Here is a 17,618-nt window from a genome sequence, read left to right as displayed (position 1 = left end):
CTAGACACTTTCCAATATCTGCATATCGTCGTTGGTTTCAACGGTTTCTTCTACCGCCCAGTGGGGGAATGGGTCGTCAAACTTGCGCCAGGCCTCCATGCCCAATGCCAGCTCGCTTTCTGTCAGCAGGCAGGCATCAAATTTTGCCGTTAGCGCCGCTTTATCCATCTCCATGCCAATAATGACCAACTCTTGTTGACGATCACCATAAGGCGCTTGCATGCGTGAACGGATATGTTGCAGACTGTCTACATCCTGCGGCCAATACTTGGCCGGCGTTGCCGCCCACCAGATGCCCGCCAGTTCGGTGCGCGTCACCGCACCCGCTTGCGACCACATGGCACAAAACTCGGGACGCGAGGCGATCCAGTAGCGGCCTTTAGAGCGGATCACGCCTGGCCATTCGCTATTGAGCCACTGCCACAAGCGTTGTGGATGAAACGGCGTGCGTGAACGGTAAACAAAGCTTGAGATGCCATATTCCTCGGTTTCTGGCACATGCTCGCCGCGTAGCTCTTGGAGCCAGCCTGGTGCTTCAGCAGCCTGGTCAAAGTCGAACAGGCCAGTATGCATGATGCGGTCTAACGGCACCTTGCCAAAGCTGCTGTGCAGGATGTGTGCACGCGGGTTAAGTGTTTTGAGAATGCCTTCCAGCCGTGCAATTTCCTCCAGCGTCATCAGGTCGGTTTTGTTCAACACCAGCACATCGCAAAACTCAATCTGGTCTACCAGCAGGTCAACCACGGTGCGTTCATCTTCTTCACCCAGCGACTCTCCTCTGTCGGTCAGGCTTTCTTGCGAGCTATAGTCCTTGAGAAAGTTGTAGCCATCCACCACCGTGACCATGGTATCGAGTTGCGCCACGTCCGCTAGAGAAACGCCTTCCTCATCGGCAAAGGTGAAGGTTTCGGCAATTGGCAAGGGCTCCGATATACCGGTGGTTTCAATCAGCAGGTAATCAAAGCGGTTTTCCTTGGCCAGGCGGGTGATCTCCACCAGCAGGTCTTCTCGCAAGGTGCAGCAGATGCAGCCATTGCTCATTTCCACCAGTTTTTCTTCCTGACGTGACAGCTCAGCGCCGCCGTCGCGTACCAGCTGGGCATCGATATTGACTTCAGACATGTCGTTGACGATCACCGCGACACGCTTGCCTTCGCGGTTATTGAGTACATGATTCAACAGCGTGGTTTTACCCGCGCCCAAAAAGCCGGAGAGTACGGTGACAGGGAGTTTTTTGAAGTGAGACGCGCTTAAACCAGACATAAATTGAGTCCTTGCATAAAAAATTCTTGAGGGAGGTCGGTACCGATGAATACCAGCGTAGACACTTTGCGCTCATCAGGCTGCCATTGCGTGGTATGGTCACCACTCATGAGCATGTGTACACCTTGAAAAACAATCCGTTGTGGATCGTTGTAGGCATGCACAATGCCTTTGTAACGCAGTAGCTGCGGGCCGTAATCATGGATGATGGTTTCGAGAAAGATTTCCAGTTTTTGCAGGTCAAATGGCCGCTCGCTGCTAAACACAAACGAGGTGACGTCGTCATCATGCGCATGACTCACATCACGCAAAAAGTCTGGTTCGATTTCCAGGATGGCATCCAGTGAAAAACCATCAATATCCAGAATCTGCCTGAGGTCGGTTTGGCCAAAGTGCACGCTGTGAATGGTGGCCCGGGAGTTGATGTTATGCAGCCTTGCCGAGAGCGCGCTCACTGCTTCTGGCGTGACCAGATCCGTTTTTGACAACAGAATACGGTCAGCAAACCCGACCTGCTCTTGCGCCTCATGGTGCGCATCCAGTTGCTGCATGGCATGCACCGCATCCACCACCGTGATAATCGCATCCAGGTGATAGCTGGCATAGACGTCATCTTCGACAAAAAAAGTTTGTGCGACGGGTGCCGGATCGGCCAGGCCCGTGGTTTCGATCATCACGCGGTCAAAGCTAATTTCCTGCGCTGCACGTTTTTGCGCCAGATCGCCCAGAATACGCACCAGGTCGCCACGCACGGTGCAGCATATGCAACCGTTATTCATTTCTACGATTTGCTCGTCACCCTGAATCAACAGCTCGCCGTCTATGCCGGTCTCGCCAAACTCATTTTCAATCACGGCAATGCGCTGGCTGTGTTGCTCTTGCAGAATGCGGTTAAGCAGGGTGGTTTTACCTGCGCCTAAAAAGCCGGTCAAAATCGTGACGGGTATTCTGGGTGTGGCTTGCGTCATGCGGTTTCCCAAAGTGTAATGATCTGTTGCTGAATAAACGGTGAAATCCAGGCCACGCCGAGACCACAAGCAATCAACAGGCATTGCACCAGTAAATCCTGTGGGCGGTATTGCGTTTGCAGCGTTGGCACTAAGTCTGCCAGGGCGATGTAGATAAAACTGGCGGCGGCCAGTAACAAGGCGTACGGAATCAGCGGGGCAATATGCGTAAAACTCAACCAGCCAACCAAACCACCGACAATCATGGCTGAACCCGAAAGCATATTAAGCAGGAGCGCACGGCGTTTACTCAAGCCAGCATTGATCAACACCATAAAATCTGAAATCTCTTGCGGGATCTCATGCGCGACTATCGCAAATGCCGTCACCCAGCCCAGCTTGATATCAGTTAAAAAACTGGCCGCCAGCAAAATGCCATCGACAAAATTATGGATGCCATCGCCGATTAGAATAATGGCCACTTGGCCGCCGGACTGATGTTCTACCGATTGAGTAGCAACAGGTGCAGCGTCCGCATGATGGAAATGCCGCCATAGAGCCAGCTTCTCCAGAATGAAAAATAACAACATCCCGGCTACCAGCATCCAGCCTGCGTTGGTCAGGTTGATGCCTTGATTTAAGGCTTCCGGTAATAAATCAGTAAAAGCAAACCCGAGCAATACACCCACGGCAAATGCCACCATGCGTCGCGCATGATTGGCGAACAGGGTATTAGATAACCAGCCAGCGATCAGTACCGAAACCACACCACCGGCGGTACAAGCCAGCATTAAACTGGGGAATAACATGCTTGAACTTTAAAATGCAATTTTGTTGCATTTTAAAGGGTGAGGGATTTAATTGCAACAATGTTGCAATTTTGCGTGTAAAAAAAGCAGGCATCCCACTTACAGGCACCTGTTATTTACGTAGAGTGGATTTTTACTAGCTAATCATCATTAGCCGTCACTCCTTGAAATTAGCATGTCATCAATGAGGTAGCGCTAAAAGGGTAGTTATTGCTGTAGAAAGCGTCTCCACCGCACACAGTCATTTACATTCTTGTATTGCAGCATCGTTAGATGCGCATGCAACATCGCCAGCCTGATATCGCACGCGCTATCATCATCAGGCGTGCGTCCGTCGTCTCATAGGATCATAAAAGGGGGTAGGGGCCACATAGGCGGACACTTTTTGATGGCTGCACACCACTTCAACAGCCGTTCCAATCGCTGTGTATTCTGGCTTTAAATGCACCATGGCTAAAGACTGCATTAAATAATTGCTAAAGGAGGCGCTGGTGACGACACCGATCTCTACCCCATCTTTGACTATTTTTGCGCCAGCCTCAACACTCGTGGGTGATTTGCAGATTAAACCGGCTTGTTTTACCCGCTCTCTGCCTTTAGACGCCAATACAGCCGCTTTGCCGATGTAGTCTCCCTTTTTGTCAAGGTCCACCCCCCAGCCCATGTTGATCTCCCATGGTGTGGTATCACCTTCAGGCATTTCGAATGGAAAAAACAAGAGCGCTGCTTCAATGCGCGTCAACTCTAGCGAGTTCCAAGAAGCTGGGATCGCGCCAAAAGGCTTGCCAACCTCTAAAATCTTATCCCATAGCTCAATGGCATCTTGCCCTTTACAATAGACTTCGTATCCACGCTCTCCTGAATAACCACCACGAGCAATGACAACATTTTTACCAAATAGGCTGGTGGGCTTGTGCTGAAAATAATCCAAGCTTGCCAGGTCAAAGTCGATGACATGCGGCGCTAATATCGCTAAGGACTGAGGGCCTTGTAAAGATAAAATATGCGCATCAAGATCGGGCGCGATGGTCACGTCTTTGCCAGCCGCAAGCATTTTTAAGTTTTCCGGTGTTTTGCCTGAGCCGTGGGAGAGCCGAAAGCTGTTTGCACTGTCTCTGATAATCATGATGTCATCACAAATGGCACCGGATTCATCCGTTTCTGCAGCCAGGACACTGTGGCCGGGTTCGAGTTTGGTGATGTCCTTAGCCACCAGCATATCCAGGACCTTTTCTGCATCTGGACCATCCACATTGATGATGTTTAAGCCAGACACGTCGTATAAGCCGGCACGACTCCTCACTGCGACAACTTCATCATGGACATTAGTGTGATAGCTCCAAGGAATAGGCATATTGTTCCATGTGTCGCCATCTAAATTTGACCCTAATTCCCGGTGTCGAATATTGAGTATTGAGTTTCTAGACATGATGACTTTTCTCCCATTAAATTGATGATTCGGAATACTATAAAAATAAAGATTTGTTCAACACTCTCTTTAGGATGTACTACTTAAGAAGTAAAGTTGTCTTCAAGTGACACCTTCAAAAAGTTGAGCTCACCCAGAGCAAGGATTAAAAAAGGGTGAGCAATCAAACTTGCTCACCCTTGGTTAGGCCACGCGTTCCAATTTGAACTAAATGCTATGCAGCCAGAAGACAATCAAGACGCCCACCAGCAACGCTATGTAAGGGAGCACGCCAGCGCGGTTCATGACGGCATCCTTTGCATTGTCTAGTTGCATATCTTCTAGCATGGCTGATGGAAATACACCTTTATCCTGGATGAAGTGTCTGTAAATAAAAACCGGCACAATCAAGGTTGCAAAAAACAGTCCGGCATTGAGGGTGCCTGCCCCCCAGACGTCAGCGCCTAATCCCATCAATCCCAGGTTAACAAAACCGAGCAAGCCGCCTAAAAGCAGTAGGATAGTAGGTGCTTTGTATGGGCGGTCCCAGTTCGGTCTGTCCATGCGGTGTATCCAGCCGGAATTCAGATTGAGGAAATTAAAAATGATGTAACCAACATTGGAGGCAGCCAATACAAACACATAGTCTGACATCAGCAATAACAGCAGGTTGAAACACAAATCTGTCCACATCGCTTTGGTAGGCGCGCCATGCTCATTGACTTGAGACAAGTATTTGGGCAGCCAGCCATCGACAGAGGCTTGATAAAGCGTACGAGAAGAACCGGCCATGGAGGTCATGATCGAGAGCAAAAGAGCCAAAACCAGCATAATTACCAATACTGTCACAATCAGCTTGGAGCCGCCCAACATACTCGACAACACCCCGGCAACGCCCATGCCACTGTAAATGTCTGGTGCCAACATCCCATCGTATACCGCGCCAGTCGTTACGTTACCCGCGGCATCTGTCACCGCTGGCGTCACCAAATGGCCTAAGCCTAAATGCGCCTGAAAAGCGATGGGCACCAGTGTGTACACCGCAATACACAGCAAACCTGAGTAGAAAATGGCCTTAAAAGTATCTGTTTTAGGGTTCTTGAATTCTCGTGTGTAACAGACGGCGGTTTCAAAGGCATACGTTGACCAGGCAGCAATAAACAAGCCCGCCGCCATTAATTTCCAGCCTTCAATATTCCAAATACCATCAATCACATTCCCGGCTGTGTCATAACTTAAAGGCGCCAAGGGAAAGAAATTCGCCATAGGCATGTCGCCGGTGAGGATAGGCACCAAGCCTATCAGCATGAGTGGAATTAAAGCTGTGACCCCCAGGATCATGGTTGCTTTGGCAGAACGTAAAATACCACCGTGCTGTATCGAAAACACTGTGAGTAAAACGGCAGCCCCGAGAATAAACGTTGCGTTAATTCTTAAGCTTAAGCCAGCTTTAATGCTACTCAAATCCATGAGAGTAATTTGCCAGGTGTTGATGGCGGCATCTGGGGAAAATAAGGCACTTAAAATGTAGCCTGCAGCCAATCCAGAACCGATAGCCAATACTGGAGACCATGCGAACCAGTTACACCACACTGAGACTGGCGCGATAAACTTGCTATATCTTACCCATGCAACCGCGCCATATACCGAAGCACCGCCAGACTTATGTGGAAACAAGCCTGCAATTTCTGCATACGTAAATGCTTGAATAAAACCAAATGTGATAGAAATAGCCCATACCAACCAAGCTGGTTTGCCTACCGTTGCCGAAATGGCGCCCATAGAAAACAATACAAGCGCTGGCACGCCACTAGCGACCCAAAATGCACCTTGCCAACCAATCTTTCGATGCAGCGTGTGCTTGCTTTCAGCACCACCTGCGAAGCCGGCTTGAGATATATCAATCGAAGAATTTATACTCACCTTATTTTCCCTTCCCTAAAAGCCTTCTTTTTTTCACCTATCTACTGATTTCAAGAAAGGCTAATAAGAAGATCAACGTTCAATGACAATCAGATATCAACTGCACATGGGATTAAGTCAATACATCCACAATGGAATCTATTTTGATGATTTGCAGCTGTTTACTAAATTCTCACTACGGATTACTCCTTAAGGGGTAGCTGGAGAAGATTTCAAAGGAGCGTTGGAGGGGGGAGGTGTTGATAGGCGCGTATGCGTGACCTTGCGCCTACGCACAATTTGAAAAGGCCTTTTTGCTGAGCGCTAAAAAGGCACGAGGTCTGCGCTAGTACACCTTATTTTTGATTGTGTGCCCAGACTGCGGCTTCTAAGCGGCTGCTTAGTTTAAGTTTGCTCAATAAATGTTTGATATGCACTTTCACGGTGGTGTCGCTAATGCCAAGTTTGCGCGCAATCGTTTTGTTATTGAGTCCGTCACTGAGACATTGCAATATTTCTCTTTCACGCTCAGTGAGCGAAGCCTGCTCATCTTTACGTTGAGGTTTAGGCTCTAAAAGGGCTGTTCTTAGCACTTCAGTGAGTGTGTCTTGAATAATCGTCATGCCATTAGCGACTTTTTTTAAGTTGGCACAGAGGTCTTCCGGCTCCATGTCTTTTAATAAGTAGCCATCAGCACCTGCGCGCAAGGCCTCTAATAAATCGTCTTCAGCATCTGACACCGTCAGCACCACATATTTGGCTGTGAGATCTAACGCTTTAAATTGGCGTAAGGTCTCTATGCCATTCATTCCTTTCATGTTGAGGTCTATCAACACAATGTCTGGTTTAAAGCCAATGGCAGTATCCAAACCCTCTTGCCCTGAGGCGGCTTCACCGATTACTTTGAATGCAGGGTCTGCATCTATGATTTGCCCAACCCCTTTGCGGAAGAGGGCATGATCATCAATCAAGAACACTTTGTATTGGGTCTGCATCATTTTTAAATGTCTTTCTATGATTGAGGCAACTGTGGCGTGAAAATCAAGCGCACTCGCGTGCCCCCTTGTTTGCGTCTGAGAACCGCAACATTTCCCCCCAGGCTTTCTGCCCGCTCTTGCATGATGCTCTGTCCATAATGGCCAGACGCTTCAGTGGCGGTGTAGCCAATACCATCATCATCAATGATGATAATGATGGTTCCACTGCTTTGAAAATTAAGTGAGATTTCCACTCTACTTGCGTTTGCATGGCGCACTACGTTGGAGAGTGCCTCACGCAATACATGTAAAATATGAAACTCTTCATTGACAGTCAAGCGACAGTTTATCAGACGATTATCCAGGGAAATGGATAGGTTGGAGCGCTGGCTAAATTCATCAATGGCAGTCTGAATCGCCGAATTCAATCCCCGCACATCCATATGTACGCGGAAGGTTGCCAATAACTCGCGTAGCTCACGATAAGCCGTATTCAAGCCATCGCGCAATTCGTTGACAATGCCGCGAAATTCATTCGTCTCTAATTGGTTGTTGCTTGCACTTTGCAGCCGCGAAATTTGAATTTTCATGAACGACAATGATTGCGCCAGAGAGTCGTGCAATTCACGGGCAATGGCCGCACGCTCTTCTAACAATGCCAGACGCCGCCCCTCTTGCTCCCGTCCTTGGAAACCCATCACCATAGAAAGTAAATGTGCCGTCAGTTCTATCAATTGCGTTTCTGTTTCATCAAACACATGCTCAAGATCCGCCTCGACCTGTAACACGCCCAATGCCCCAGTGGGGGTGACGAAGCCGACCGCAATGCATTGAAAGCCATTGTCATGTGACGAATTGTCATTGGTACAGAATCTCACCAGATTCGTTGTGGTGAGATCTTCTAAAATGGCGTCACTGAGTTTTTCTGGTTTGTGATTGGAAAATAAAACGCGCTCTGTTGAAATGCCCAAGTCATTTTCGGTAAAAATGAGAGAGACATTCAAAATGTTTAAGGCCTTTTCCAGCGAGAATAAACTTTTGCGTAAGACTGTTTCGCTTAATAAAGTGTTGTTGATAGATTCTACAAATTCATGCAGAAAGTCTTGTGATCTAATTAATCGACGCAGGCGTTCACTGCTATTTTGATTGAACCATTCGTTTTCTGCTTTAAACCCTTCTAGTCTTGCCGAGGTTTCGTAGACCAGGCGTTCAATTTTGACAAACTCATCTTCATCCTGCTCGCGCTGTTCATTTTGCGCGTCTGAGCCAGCAAAACTGACTAGCGTATCCAGACGATGAACCAGGAGCTTTCTCGCTCTAAACGCGATGGTGATCAAGCAACTGATGGCTAAATAAATGCTCAGCAGCTGCAGCAGTGCAATCACTGATTGCTTTGCCTCGACCTCTTGCAACAATAGCGCGACCAATTGCTCATAGCTTGAGATTAAGGTTTGAACCGTGAGTCGTTGCGAGGTGATGGACGCTTGTTGAAAGTGGCTGTCACTGATTTTTTCTCTTGCTTCTCTGAGTTTCTGTAACAGTTGATTGACTTGCGTGGCATCATGGTTGTTAATCTGTGCCACCATCTTGCCGAGATCAAAGCGTAAATGGGGATCGGCCTTAAGGATTGCTTCGGGTAATTTCTCCGGCGCTTCTCCGATGGCGGTGTCAGAAAAGTGTTGCCAGAAAATCTGCTCTTTGGTGATGTTTTGAATGACTTTTTGATTGTTAGCAGTGTAGTCGAGCAAAAAAAGAGAGCCGGCCTGCATGAGTATCAAGCTGGAAGTAATACAAAAAATTAATATGATAAGCTTTGCATACAATGTGTGTATTGTCAGATCTTTGATGCTTTTGATCAGGCTTGCAAATTGAATGCTCAAGGATGACTCCGGAATTGAAATTTCCCGCGAAAGGCGCTTAGATGAGTTTGTTTGTTTTTAGCACACTAATATTGAGTGTCATTTTTTTTATCGTCTTTAACGCATGGTGGGTGTCTGGCGCTTCATTTAACACGCATTTATCTGCATTGATGATCGCTGCAACCACTGCATTGTCTTCATTGTTGTTGATTGCAATCTACCCCATCTTTCGTAAACATTATACGCGTCATCCCAAGCCATCGATGGATCATAGCGTGACTTGGGCCAACGATGTGTCCAGCAATCTTTCTACGCCTGCCGCAGTCATTGATGGCTACATTGTTAAGTTTGCGAACAAAGCATTTCTGATGGAAATTGGCATGTTAAGCATGCAGGAGCAAGTGGTCGGGATGCCGTTGACCAATATTATTCATCCTGGCGACCATCAGCTGCTGGCTTCTCTATTTGCAAAGACAACGGCGACACAAGATAAAAAGAATCACTTACGCATTCGTTTGCTCTGCCTGGATGGCAGCATTTTACCGACACACGTCTCCATTTCACCCATACAAGAAGACAGTCGATCTGTTGTCAATTTACTCCAATTCTCTTCAAGCCTTTCACAAAAGATGGTGGAATCCAGTGAGCTTGAAAACTCAATCCATGAGCAACTCATCAATCACATAGAACAAATTGTGTTTTATCTTAAAGTGAATCAAGAAATCATATTCTTAAATCATTCTTGGGAATCGATGTTAGGTTACAAAGTACAAGAATGTCTCAATAAAACCTTACTTACTTTTGTGCATCCAGAAGATAAACCGTTGGCTGAGGCGAGAATCACTTCTCTGATTCAAGGAAAGCGCAATAAGACCGTCGTCGAGTTTCGTCTGATTGCCAGAAATGGCGATTCTCATTGGGTGGAGTTGCGTGCTAAAAACACCACCGCATACAAAGGCGAACGATCCAGCATCATCGGTACCCTCACCGATATCAGCCAAATGAAGCTCACGGAGTCTACCAAAAGAAGTCATCGTCATCTGCTTAATGCGCTCATCAACAATACGCCTGGCATGATTTATCGTTGTAAAAATGATAAAAACTGGAGTTTTGAATTTGTCAGTGAAGGCGCGGTTGATATTACCGGTTACGAACCGTATGAAATGATAGGCAACTCCAACTTTTCCTATGCCCAGATTATTCATCCTGAGGACCGCAATATCGCCTGGGATCATGTGCAAGAGAAAATCAGGCATCAACAAAAATTCCAATTACTTTATCGTATTTATACGCGTTCTGGCGCGGTTAAATGGGTACTAGAGCAGGGTAAAGGGGTATTTTCAAGTGCTGGAGAGTTGTTAGCACTTGAAGGCTTCATTACCGATGTGGCTCAAGAAGATGGATCACAGGCCATACAGAGTTTACAAAAGTATTTCATGTGATTTTCAAGCTAGAGGGTATCCAGCATTATGGGTGCGTCCCTAATGCCACTTCTGCGCCATCATCTTTTTTAGACAGCCATTGCACCGTTAAATCTTTAAACTTGGTTAAGCCTTTGTACTCCACTAAATCCGGATGTAATGACTTTAGCACGCGATGAAAGCGCTTTGCCCAGCGTGCAGAAGTGGTCAACTCATTCATATTGATTAAATAGCAGCGAATACTGAACAGTATGGCATTGCTGCGTGGCAATCTGAATAGACTTTGTAACTCAACACGTAAATGTACAAGCTCGCCCACATTGTCGATGGTCACTTTATTACGGTCGCCGCCCCATAAGGGATAGTTTTCGGGCGAGGTATCTAATCTTGGATTAATTGTCATGGTCCAATTTAAACGCCGTACGGGTGCACCCAATTGCAAGGCCATGAGGAATTTTAAAGCACGGTCCATCACACCGAGTTTCGTCACTTGCGGGACAGGGCCGTGCCACTCATGCCACGCCATGCCCACATCAAAGGCCAACGACCAATCTGCTTGGCTGGTGATAAAGCCAGCATCGGCGTACAAGGTACCGTTGCGTTGATCCAATAGCACAAAGTCACCTTGCACCTGTCTCCCCATATACTCCATTGGATCCATGTCAAATGAGGTGCTGTCGCCAAATGTAAACGTGTTTTTAATCCCAAGCGGTTTATTTTCCCAGGTCCACAATAGGCCGTCTTTTTTGAGCAAAAATAGGTCAGGATAGTCGTTCGATAAACTTTCCATCGTCAGCTCTAGAAAGTCCCATTGCGCCTCCGCCATGTGTGGCAAGGCCTGGTACCGTCCCGCATCTAGCGCTAATGTTTTGGCTTTATCCTCGCATTCAGCGACGTAGTGCTCATCAATATCAAAAGCAAATTCAGTCACAGCGCCCACCGGCCCCTTGGTGTGGGGCTCAATATTCACTGAATACATATAGGTGTCTTCTGCGAACGGAAATGGAAACCGTTTGATGGCCTCGGGTGAGTTTTGGTAAGTATAGTCATCACGAAAGGTTTCTTTTTTAAAAGCTAAGCTCATAGCATTTCCTGTTAAAGATTGATTTCTAAGGAGTGGCATTTTGCGCGCGAGACGCAAGGCATAATCTTTTTGCCAGCCGCCTTGTCTGCTTCTGATAAATAGTGATCTTGATGCACCAGCACGCCATCAGTTCGGATGACTTCCAGCTCACAGCGGCCACATGCGCCGCCACGGCAAGAGTAGGGCGCATCCACCCCTGCCGCTTCAATGGCTTCCAACATGCTCATTTCTGCGGGGACATGAACTTCAATGTTAGATTTTGCCAATTTCACTTTGAATGGTTCACCTGAAGGCGGCGCTAAAAACTGTTCGCTATGGATATGATTTTCTGGCCAACCCAGTGATCGCGCCGTTTCAATTAAAGCCACCACCATCGCATTCGGTCCACACACATAGACGTGGGTGCCCAGGGGTTGTTTGCTTAATAGCGCTTTGAGATCAATGCTGAGTCCTTCGCTTTCGACATACACACGGATTCTTTCATCGCATTTTTCTTTCAGGGTAGAGGTGAATGCCGCGTGATCCTGAGAGCGATAGGCGTAATGCAATTCGTAATTGGCTTTGGTCCTGATTAAATCTTCAATCTGCGACATGAATGGGGTGATGCCAATGCCACCAGCGACGAGTAGATGTTTACGCGCTCTTTTATCCAACGCGAATAAGTTATTTGGATACGTGATTTCTAATTGAGAGCCAACGTTTACCTCGTGATGGAGGTAAGCCGAGCCGCCGCGTGAGTGCTCTTGTAGGCGCACGGCAATGTGATAAGCATCAGGCGCCTGTGGAGAGCCCATCAGTGAGTAAGGGTTGCGATGGAGTCGGCCATTAATGTTCATCGCAACAACCACATGACTTCCCCCTGAAAATGGAGGGAAACTTGCGCCATCCTCCCTGATAAAAGAGAACTGCTTAATCAGCGGAGTGATTTGCTGAATATTTGAAACAACAACTTTAAATGTACTCAAGGATAAATCTCCTCAATGCTTGGAATCTGCCCTGGGTCTTCAGCGTCCACCATCAGCCCCATATAAGCACCAAGACGTCTAGAAAAGTGGTCTCTGACAAACAGTTGTTTGCCGCAGCCATCACATTTTTTGATATTGGTATGCGCTTCATAAGAGATGGTCTTGCAGTGCACGCAATAGATAGGCCTAGCTAAGGTGCCAACGAGCTCTTTGAGGATGTCACTGTCATCAATGCCATACTTGTCAGCCATTTGAGCCACCTGCCAGATAAAGCGCTCAGAGCCTGCCACGTAGATGCGTAAGCCCATGCATGCACTGGATAAATGGGCCTCAAATGCAACGAGAGACTCCTCTGTCGTTTCAAACATCAACAGCGCATCCGGCACGACCTTGCTTAAGGGGACGCTGAAATCCTGTTGCACCACGGGGTTTCTCGCGTAGAGTACTTTGGTAGGGTGCTCTGGATGCATTTGCTGGAATAACTTCATTGCCGCCAGGCCCCCAGCACTGCCTTCAACCAGCACAATATGTGCGTTTGCTTGTTGTTGCCAGACCAAGGTTGAATAGACCGGCTTACTTCGAATCCAATATCCGCGTTCCATCGTATTTTTCCGTTAAATCATATCCATGGTTATCCAATAAGGGTGCTTTTTGCGCAGGATGAAGTGAGCACCTTAGAGAACATATCCTTTAACTTAAGCCTCTTTCACCGCAGGCAATTCGCTTTTATCGGAGAGATAGGCTTCTAATGAGTCGTCCAACGCCTCTAACCAAGGTGTGTGATGGGGTGGGGACATGGTGCCCGTCATCAAGGAGCGATAAGAGTGATCACGGAAAGTCATGATGTTTTGCTTTTTATGATACTTCCATTCAAGGAAGGTCTTGTTGACCGCAGGAATATCAAATGATGGATAATCAGTGGCATCTATCAGCTCCTGAATATAGTCGCCTTGGTAGGTGTACATTTCTTCCGCCGTTTGTAGCGCCAGTTCTTTTTCACGCCATAGCATGCTATGCACTTTCATCTCGGCTTTTGCCGGTAATTCAATACGTCCCAAAATAATGTCTCGCACGTACCAAGCCTGCGCATCAAACATATTGAAGGAATACCACTGATCCTGCATGCCGATATAGAAGAATTTTGGATTGTCTTCCCATGCAACGCCTTTATACAGGTTAAGTGGCCATAGTCGATTGTTGGTTTTTAGGCGTAAATCATCTGCGAGGAATGGAAAGTGGTGCAAATAGCCGGTGCACAGAATAATCGCATCCACTTTTCGCGAGCTGCCATCGAGAAAATAAGCAGTATCCGTATCGACTCTGACCAGATTGGGTTTTTCTTCCCAGTTTTTGGGCCATTTATAATTCATTGGTGCGGTGCGGTAACAGCTGATGATGCTGCGTGCCCCATATTTGTAACATTGTGAGCCTATATCTTCTGCGGAATAACTACTGCCAACCAATAGAATGTCTTTGTCTTTAAACTCCAGGGCATCCCGGAAATCATGGGCATGCAAGATGCGGCCGCCAAACTTGTCAAAGCCTTCAAAACTCGGGATTTTTGGGGTAGAGAAATGCCCTGTTGCGCAGACCACGTAATCAAATTCCTCTGCGTAAATGGTATCCGTGGTGTGATCTTGCACAGTCACGGTGAACTTCTGAGTCACCTCACTAAAGATGACATTGCGTACAGCCGTATTAAAGCGAATATAATTGCGCACACCTGCTTTCTCTACGCGACCTTTGATGTAATCAAACAACACTTCGCGTGGTGGGTATGAGGCGATCGGCCTGCCAAAATGTTCTTCAAAGGTGTAGTCGGCAAATTCCAGACACTCTTTGGGACCGTTAGACCAAAGATAACGATACATACTGCCATGGACAGGCTCGCCATGTTCATCTGTCCCTGTACGCCAGGTGTAATTCCACAACCCACCCCAGTCGCTTTGTTTTTCAAAACACACAATTTCTGGAATTTGAGCGCCTTTTGCCTGGGCTGATTGAAAGGCTCTAAGCTGTGCGAGGCCGCTAGGACCCGCGCCGAGTATGGCTATTCGCGTTGACATTAGGATTCTCCATAAATCTGATTGATTAGTTTGCGCCGCGTTTAGAAGCGCGATGTCGCTAAAGTAACCTGCTTCACCAAGATGAAAAATCCTCATCAAGAAGTACTCCAAATTGGGTAAGTGATGGTGAGGTCATCACGTTGATTAGGCCGTGGCTGGAAATGTGTTGAGTGCGTTTTGATGACCGCGCATAGCCCAGCCATTGTGGATACAACAGAATCGCTGGCACTTATGCACTGTTGACATGGCTGAGTGAGGGCGAAGCCTAATACCAAAGAGGTACGCCATGAGGGTAATTGAATCTCATGCCGTCAAAGTCAATATTAGTGCACTGGATAACAGCCTGTTGGTGAATATCAACCTATTAATAGATATCCATAGGATAGGCACGCTCTTAACTTGGACACTTCGTAAGACATGGTGAATCGATGCAAGCAATCAAAGAACAGCAGTGGGGGGAGGACTATTATTTTGGCGCTTCCTTCACCAAGCCTATTAGCAAGTACCGTCTGGATGGACAACATGCCATTCAATTATCGCTGAGCGCGGGCGACCGGCTTGAAATTCTAAGTCCAGACCAAGCGCAAAGCACTGAGCTGATTGTATTGGATGCTCATGGCACATTGGCACCTGCGTTACTCGATAAGCGTCCGCCAGGCGTCGCTATCGGTATTCAACAGCAACTTGAGCAGGGTGGTGCAGCCTCCCAAAGGCTGCGTAATCAATTAAACACTTGGCAGCTGGATGACGCTTCTTTACAGCAAGCAATCACAGTGTCAGGTGCAGAGCATGCCAAATTTACAGCAGCAAATGCTTTGACTGTCGTGATTGTCGTGGCTGGCCCAAACATGTCCGTTGAAGCGCACACGCCAGTCACTGAAGTGGACATTACCGTGACTTACGCCAATCTGGCAGAACCACCCTTGCCCGCACCCTTGGCGCCAATCAAGCACGAGTTGAGGGTTAATCGCGCCACGGCACAGACCTATGAAGTCAAAAAAGGCGAATGGATTCAGATTATTGATGTGTCTGGCAAGCAGTGCTCGGATTTTATTGCGTTTGATAAACAGGCTTTGGAACAAGGCATTGTGTTGGGGCTGGATGCGACAGCGACCAGAACGGTGATGGGCTTGAGCAATCCTGTACCCGGATTGCACTCACGATACCTTGGTTCGGATCTGAAACCGATGACAGAAGTGGTGCAGGATACCGTGGGTCGGCACGATAGTTTTCTACTGGCTTGTACCCCCAAATACTACGAAGACAGTGGCTATTTCGGCCACGCCAGTTGCACCGACAACTTTAACCAACTGTTGGCTAAGTATGGCATTGCACCACGGGCTGGCTGGCCAGCGATTAATTTGTTTTTTAACACCTTTATTGACGCCTCGGGCGCCGTGCTGATGGATGAACCGTGGTCACGGGCGGGGGATTATATTTTAATGCGTGCTGAGCGAGACCTTGTCTGCGCCTCTTCTGCTTGTCCTGACGATATTGATCCTGCCAATGGCTGGCATCCGACCGATATTCATGTGCGTATTTACGATGCTGAACAATTTTTCCCACGCGCCATTGCCTATCGAAACACTTCTGAGGAGCTGCCACGCATGACCAAATCTTCTGGTTTTCACCCCCGAACTTCCGCACTGACCAAAAAGTTTATCGACTATGCAGGCTATTGGGTGGCCACTGAATACGATGGCTGGGGGACGAATGCCGAATATCTCGCCTGTCGTGAACGCGTGGCATTGTTAGATTTGTCGGTGATACGCAAATTTGAAATCGTCGGCCCTGATGTGGTGGCTTTTTTGCAGTATGTATTAACGCAGAACATCAGCCGCATGGCCATCGGTGAAATTGCGCACTCGGCGATTTGTCTTGAAACCGGCGGCATGATCGATGATGGCACCATATTCCGTATGGGGGAACAGGCTTTTCGCTGGTGCTGCGGTGCGGAATACACCGGTATCTGGATGAGGGAAAAAGCCCAAGAAAAAGGCTTTAAAGTCAGCATCCGCAACGCCAGCGCACAGCTAGACAATCTCGCTGTGCAGGGCCCGAACAGCCGTGAATTGTTAAGCAAGCTGATTTGGACCCCTGATAGTCAGCCCTCGGTTGAAAAACTCAAATGGTTTCACTTTACGATTGGCCGGCTAGGAGGGGCTGCAGGCGTGCCCTTGATGGTTTCCAGAACCGGATATACAGGCGAACTGGGCTATGAAGTCTGGTGTCACCCCGATGATAGCGAAGCATTATGGGATGCTGTGTGGCAAGCGGGTCAGCGCTTTCAGATTGCCCCTATGGGGTTGAATGCGCTTGACATCCTGCGCATTGAAGCCGGCTTGAGTATGGCTGAGCACGAGTTTGACCACAGTACCAATCCATTTGAAGCAGGCACTGGTTTCAGTGTGCCTTTACATAGCAAACAGGAAAACTTTATCGGCCGTGAAGCCTTGTCGCGGCAAGCGCCAGAGAGCCGACATCGTTTAGTCGGCATGATTCTGCAAGGTGGCGACCCTGCCAGTCATGGCGATCATGTTTATCATGGGCGTTTCCCGGTTGGCATCGTCACCAGCGCTACTTATTCGCCATTGATGGGAAAACAGATTGCTATCGTGCGCGTGGCACCCGATTTTTCCAGCATAGGCACGCGCCTGGATATAGGTAAGCTGGATGGGCAACAGAAACGTTTGGCGGGAGAGGTCGTGAAGTTGCCTTTTTATGACCCTAAGCGCGAGAAACTACTCGCATGAGGCTGATGAGACATATAGATCCTGTGTCGTACATGGTCTTAATGCCTTTGTGTTGCTGGGGGGCGTTTCTCCGCGCTGAATTGTGATGCATACACTGAGTCGGTGCATCCAGCATGGCAAAGATTTAGAGTGTAAGGGTCTTTGCCAGACCAATCACTAAGGTC

At 47.9% G+C, this 17,618-nt stretch carries 13 protein-coding genes; 2 read left to right on the top strand and 11 right to left on the bottom strand.

What is annotated here, in order from left to right; translation table 11 throughout:
• The 7 genes from zigA to INP77_RS01160 all read right to left on the bottom strand — a co-directional run bounded on the left by zigA (position 1) and on the right by INP77_RS01160 (position 9,186).
• On the bottom strand, positions 1-1,263 hold the full coding sequence (zigA, locus tag INP77_RS01190; RefSeq protein ID WP_194746883.1) for a zinc metallochaperone GTPase ZigA: 1,263 nt from the start codon (positions 1,261-1,263) through the stop codon (positions 1-3).
• Entirely contained in the window at positions 1,251-2,231 is a 981-nt protein-coding gene (locus INP77_RS01185; RefSeq protein WP_194746882.1) for a GTP-binding protein, read from the bottom strand. The genes zigA and INP77_RS01185 overlap by 13 nt, the downstream gene beginning before the upstream one ends.
• Positions 2,228-3,019, bottom strand: a complete 792-nt coding sequence (locus INP77_RS01180) for a ZIP family metal transporter (protein ID WP_228518631.1) — start codon at positions 3,017-3,019, stop codon at positions 2,228-2,230. Before INP77_RS01180 ends, INP77_RS01185 begins: the two co-directional genes overlap by 4 nt.
• Positions 3,020-3,338: 319 nt before the next feature.
• A complete protein-coding gene (locus INP77_RS01175) occupies positions 3,339-4,448 on the bottom strand; it encodes an aminomethyltransferase family protein (RefSeq protein ID WP_194746881.1) in 1,110 nt (369 codons plus the stop codon).
• A 207-nt stretch (positions 4,449-4,655) separates the two neighbouring features.
• Complete coding sequence (locus INP77_RS01170; protein ID WP_368667901.1) at positions 4,656-6,344, bottom strand: APC family permease; 1,689 nt, start codon at positions 6,342-6,344, stop codon at positions 4,656-4,658.
• Between the two features lie 341 nt (positions 6,345-6,685).
• Positions 6,686-7,324: a two-component system response regulator NarL gene (gene narL / locus INP77_RS01165; RefSeq protein ID WP_049639842.1), complete on the bottom strand. Its 639-nt coding sequence runs from the start codon at positions 7,322-7,324 to the stop codon at positions 6,686-6,688.
• A 17-nt stretch (positions 7,325-7,341) separates the two neighbouring features.
• Positions 7,342-9,186 carry a histidine kinase gene (locus INP77_RS01160; protein WP_228518630.1) on the bottom strand — a complete coding sequence of 615 codons (1,845 nt, stop codon included), beginning with the start codon at positions 9,184-9,186 and terminating at the stop codon, positions 7,342-7,344.
• Positions 9,187-9,227: 41 nt separating this feature from the next.
• Between INP77_RS01160 and INP77_RS01155 the strand changes: the two genes are divergently transcribed.
• Positions 9,228-10,607: a PAS domain-containing protein gene (locus INP77_RS01155; RefSeq protein ID WP_194746879.1), complete on the top strand. Its 1,380-nt coding sequence runs from the start codon at positions 9,228-9,230 to the stop codon at positions 10,605-10,607.
• Positions 10,608-10,632: 25 nt separating this feature from the next.
• Here INP77_RS01155 and INP77_RS01150 read toward each other — a convergent pair whose 3' ends face one another.
• The 4 genes from INP77_RS01150 to INP77_RS01135 all read right to left on the bottom strand — a co-directional run bounded on the left by INP77_RS01150 (position 10,633) and on the right by INP77_RS01135 (position 14,797).
• On the bottom strand, positions 10,633-11,670 hold the full coding sequence (locus tag INP77_RS01150) for a DUF3445 domain-containing protein (protein WP_194747485.1): 1,038 nt from the start codon (positions 11,668-11,670) through the stop codon (positions 10,633-10,635).
• Positions 11,671-11,681: 11 nt separating this feature from the next.
• Positions 11,682-12,635: a PDR/VanB family oxidoreductase gene (locus INP77_RS01145; RefSeq protein WP_194746878.1), complete on the bottom strand. Its 954-nt coding sequence runs from the start codon at positions 12,633-12,635 to the stop codon at positions 11,682-11,684.
• A complete protein-coding gene (locus INP77_RS01140) occupies positions 12,632-13,237 on the bottom strand; it encodes a dimethylamine monooxygenase subunit DmmA family protein (RefSeq protein ID WP_194746877.1) in 606 nt (201 codons plus the stop codon). The genes INP77_RS01145 and INP77_RS01140 overlap by 4 nt, the downstream gene beginning before the upstream one ends.
• 93 nt (positions 13,238-13,330) lie before the next feature.
• A complete protein-coding gene (locus tag INP77_RS01135) occupies positions 13,331-14,797 on the bottom strand; it encodes an NAD(P)-binding domain-containing protein (RefSeq protein WP_228518701.1) in 1,467 nt (488 codons plus the stop codon).
• Positions 14,798-15,129: 332 nt separating this feature from the next.
• Here INP77_RS01135 and INP77_RS01130 point away from each other — a divergent pair, with 332 nt between their 5' ends.
• A complete protein-coding gene (locus INP77_RS01130; RefSeq protein WP_194746876.1) occupies positions 15,130-17,454 on the top strand; it encodes a DUF1989 domain-containing protein in 2,325 nt (774 codons plus the stop codon).
• Positions 17,455-17,618: the final 164 nt, after the last annotated feature.

The sequence above is a fragment of the Methylophilus sp. 13 genome (genome assembly GCF_015354335.1).
GTDB lineage: Bacteria > Pseudomonadota > Gammaproteobacteria > Burkholderiales > Methylophilaceae > Methylophilus > Methylophilus glucosoxydans.
This window is presented reverse-complemented; position numbering and strand designations above follow the sequence as displayed.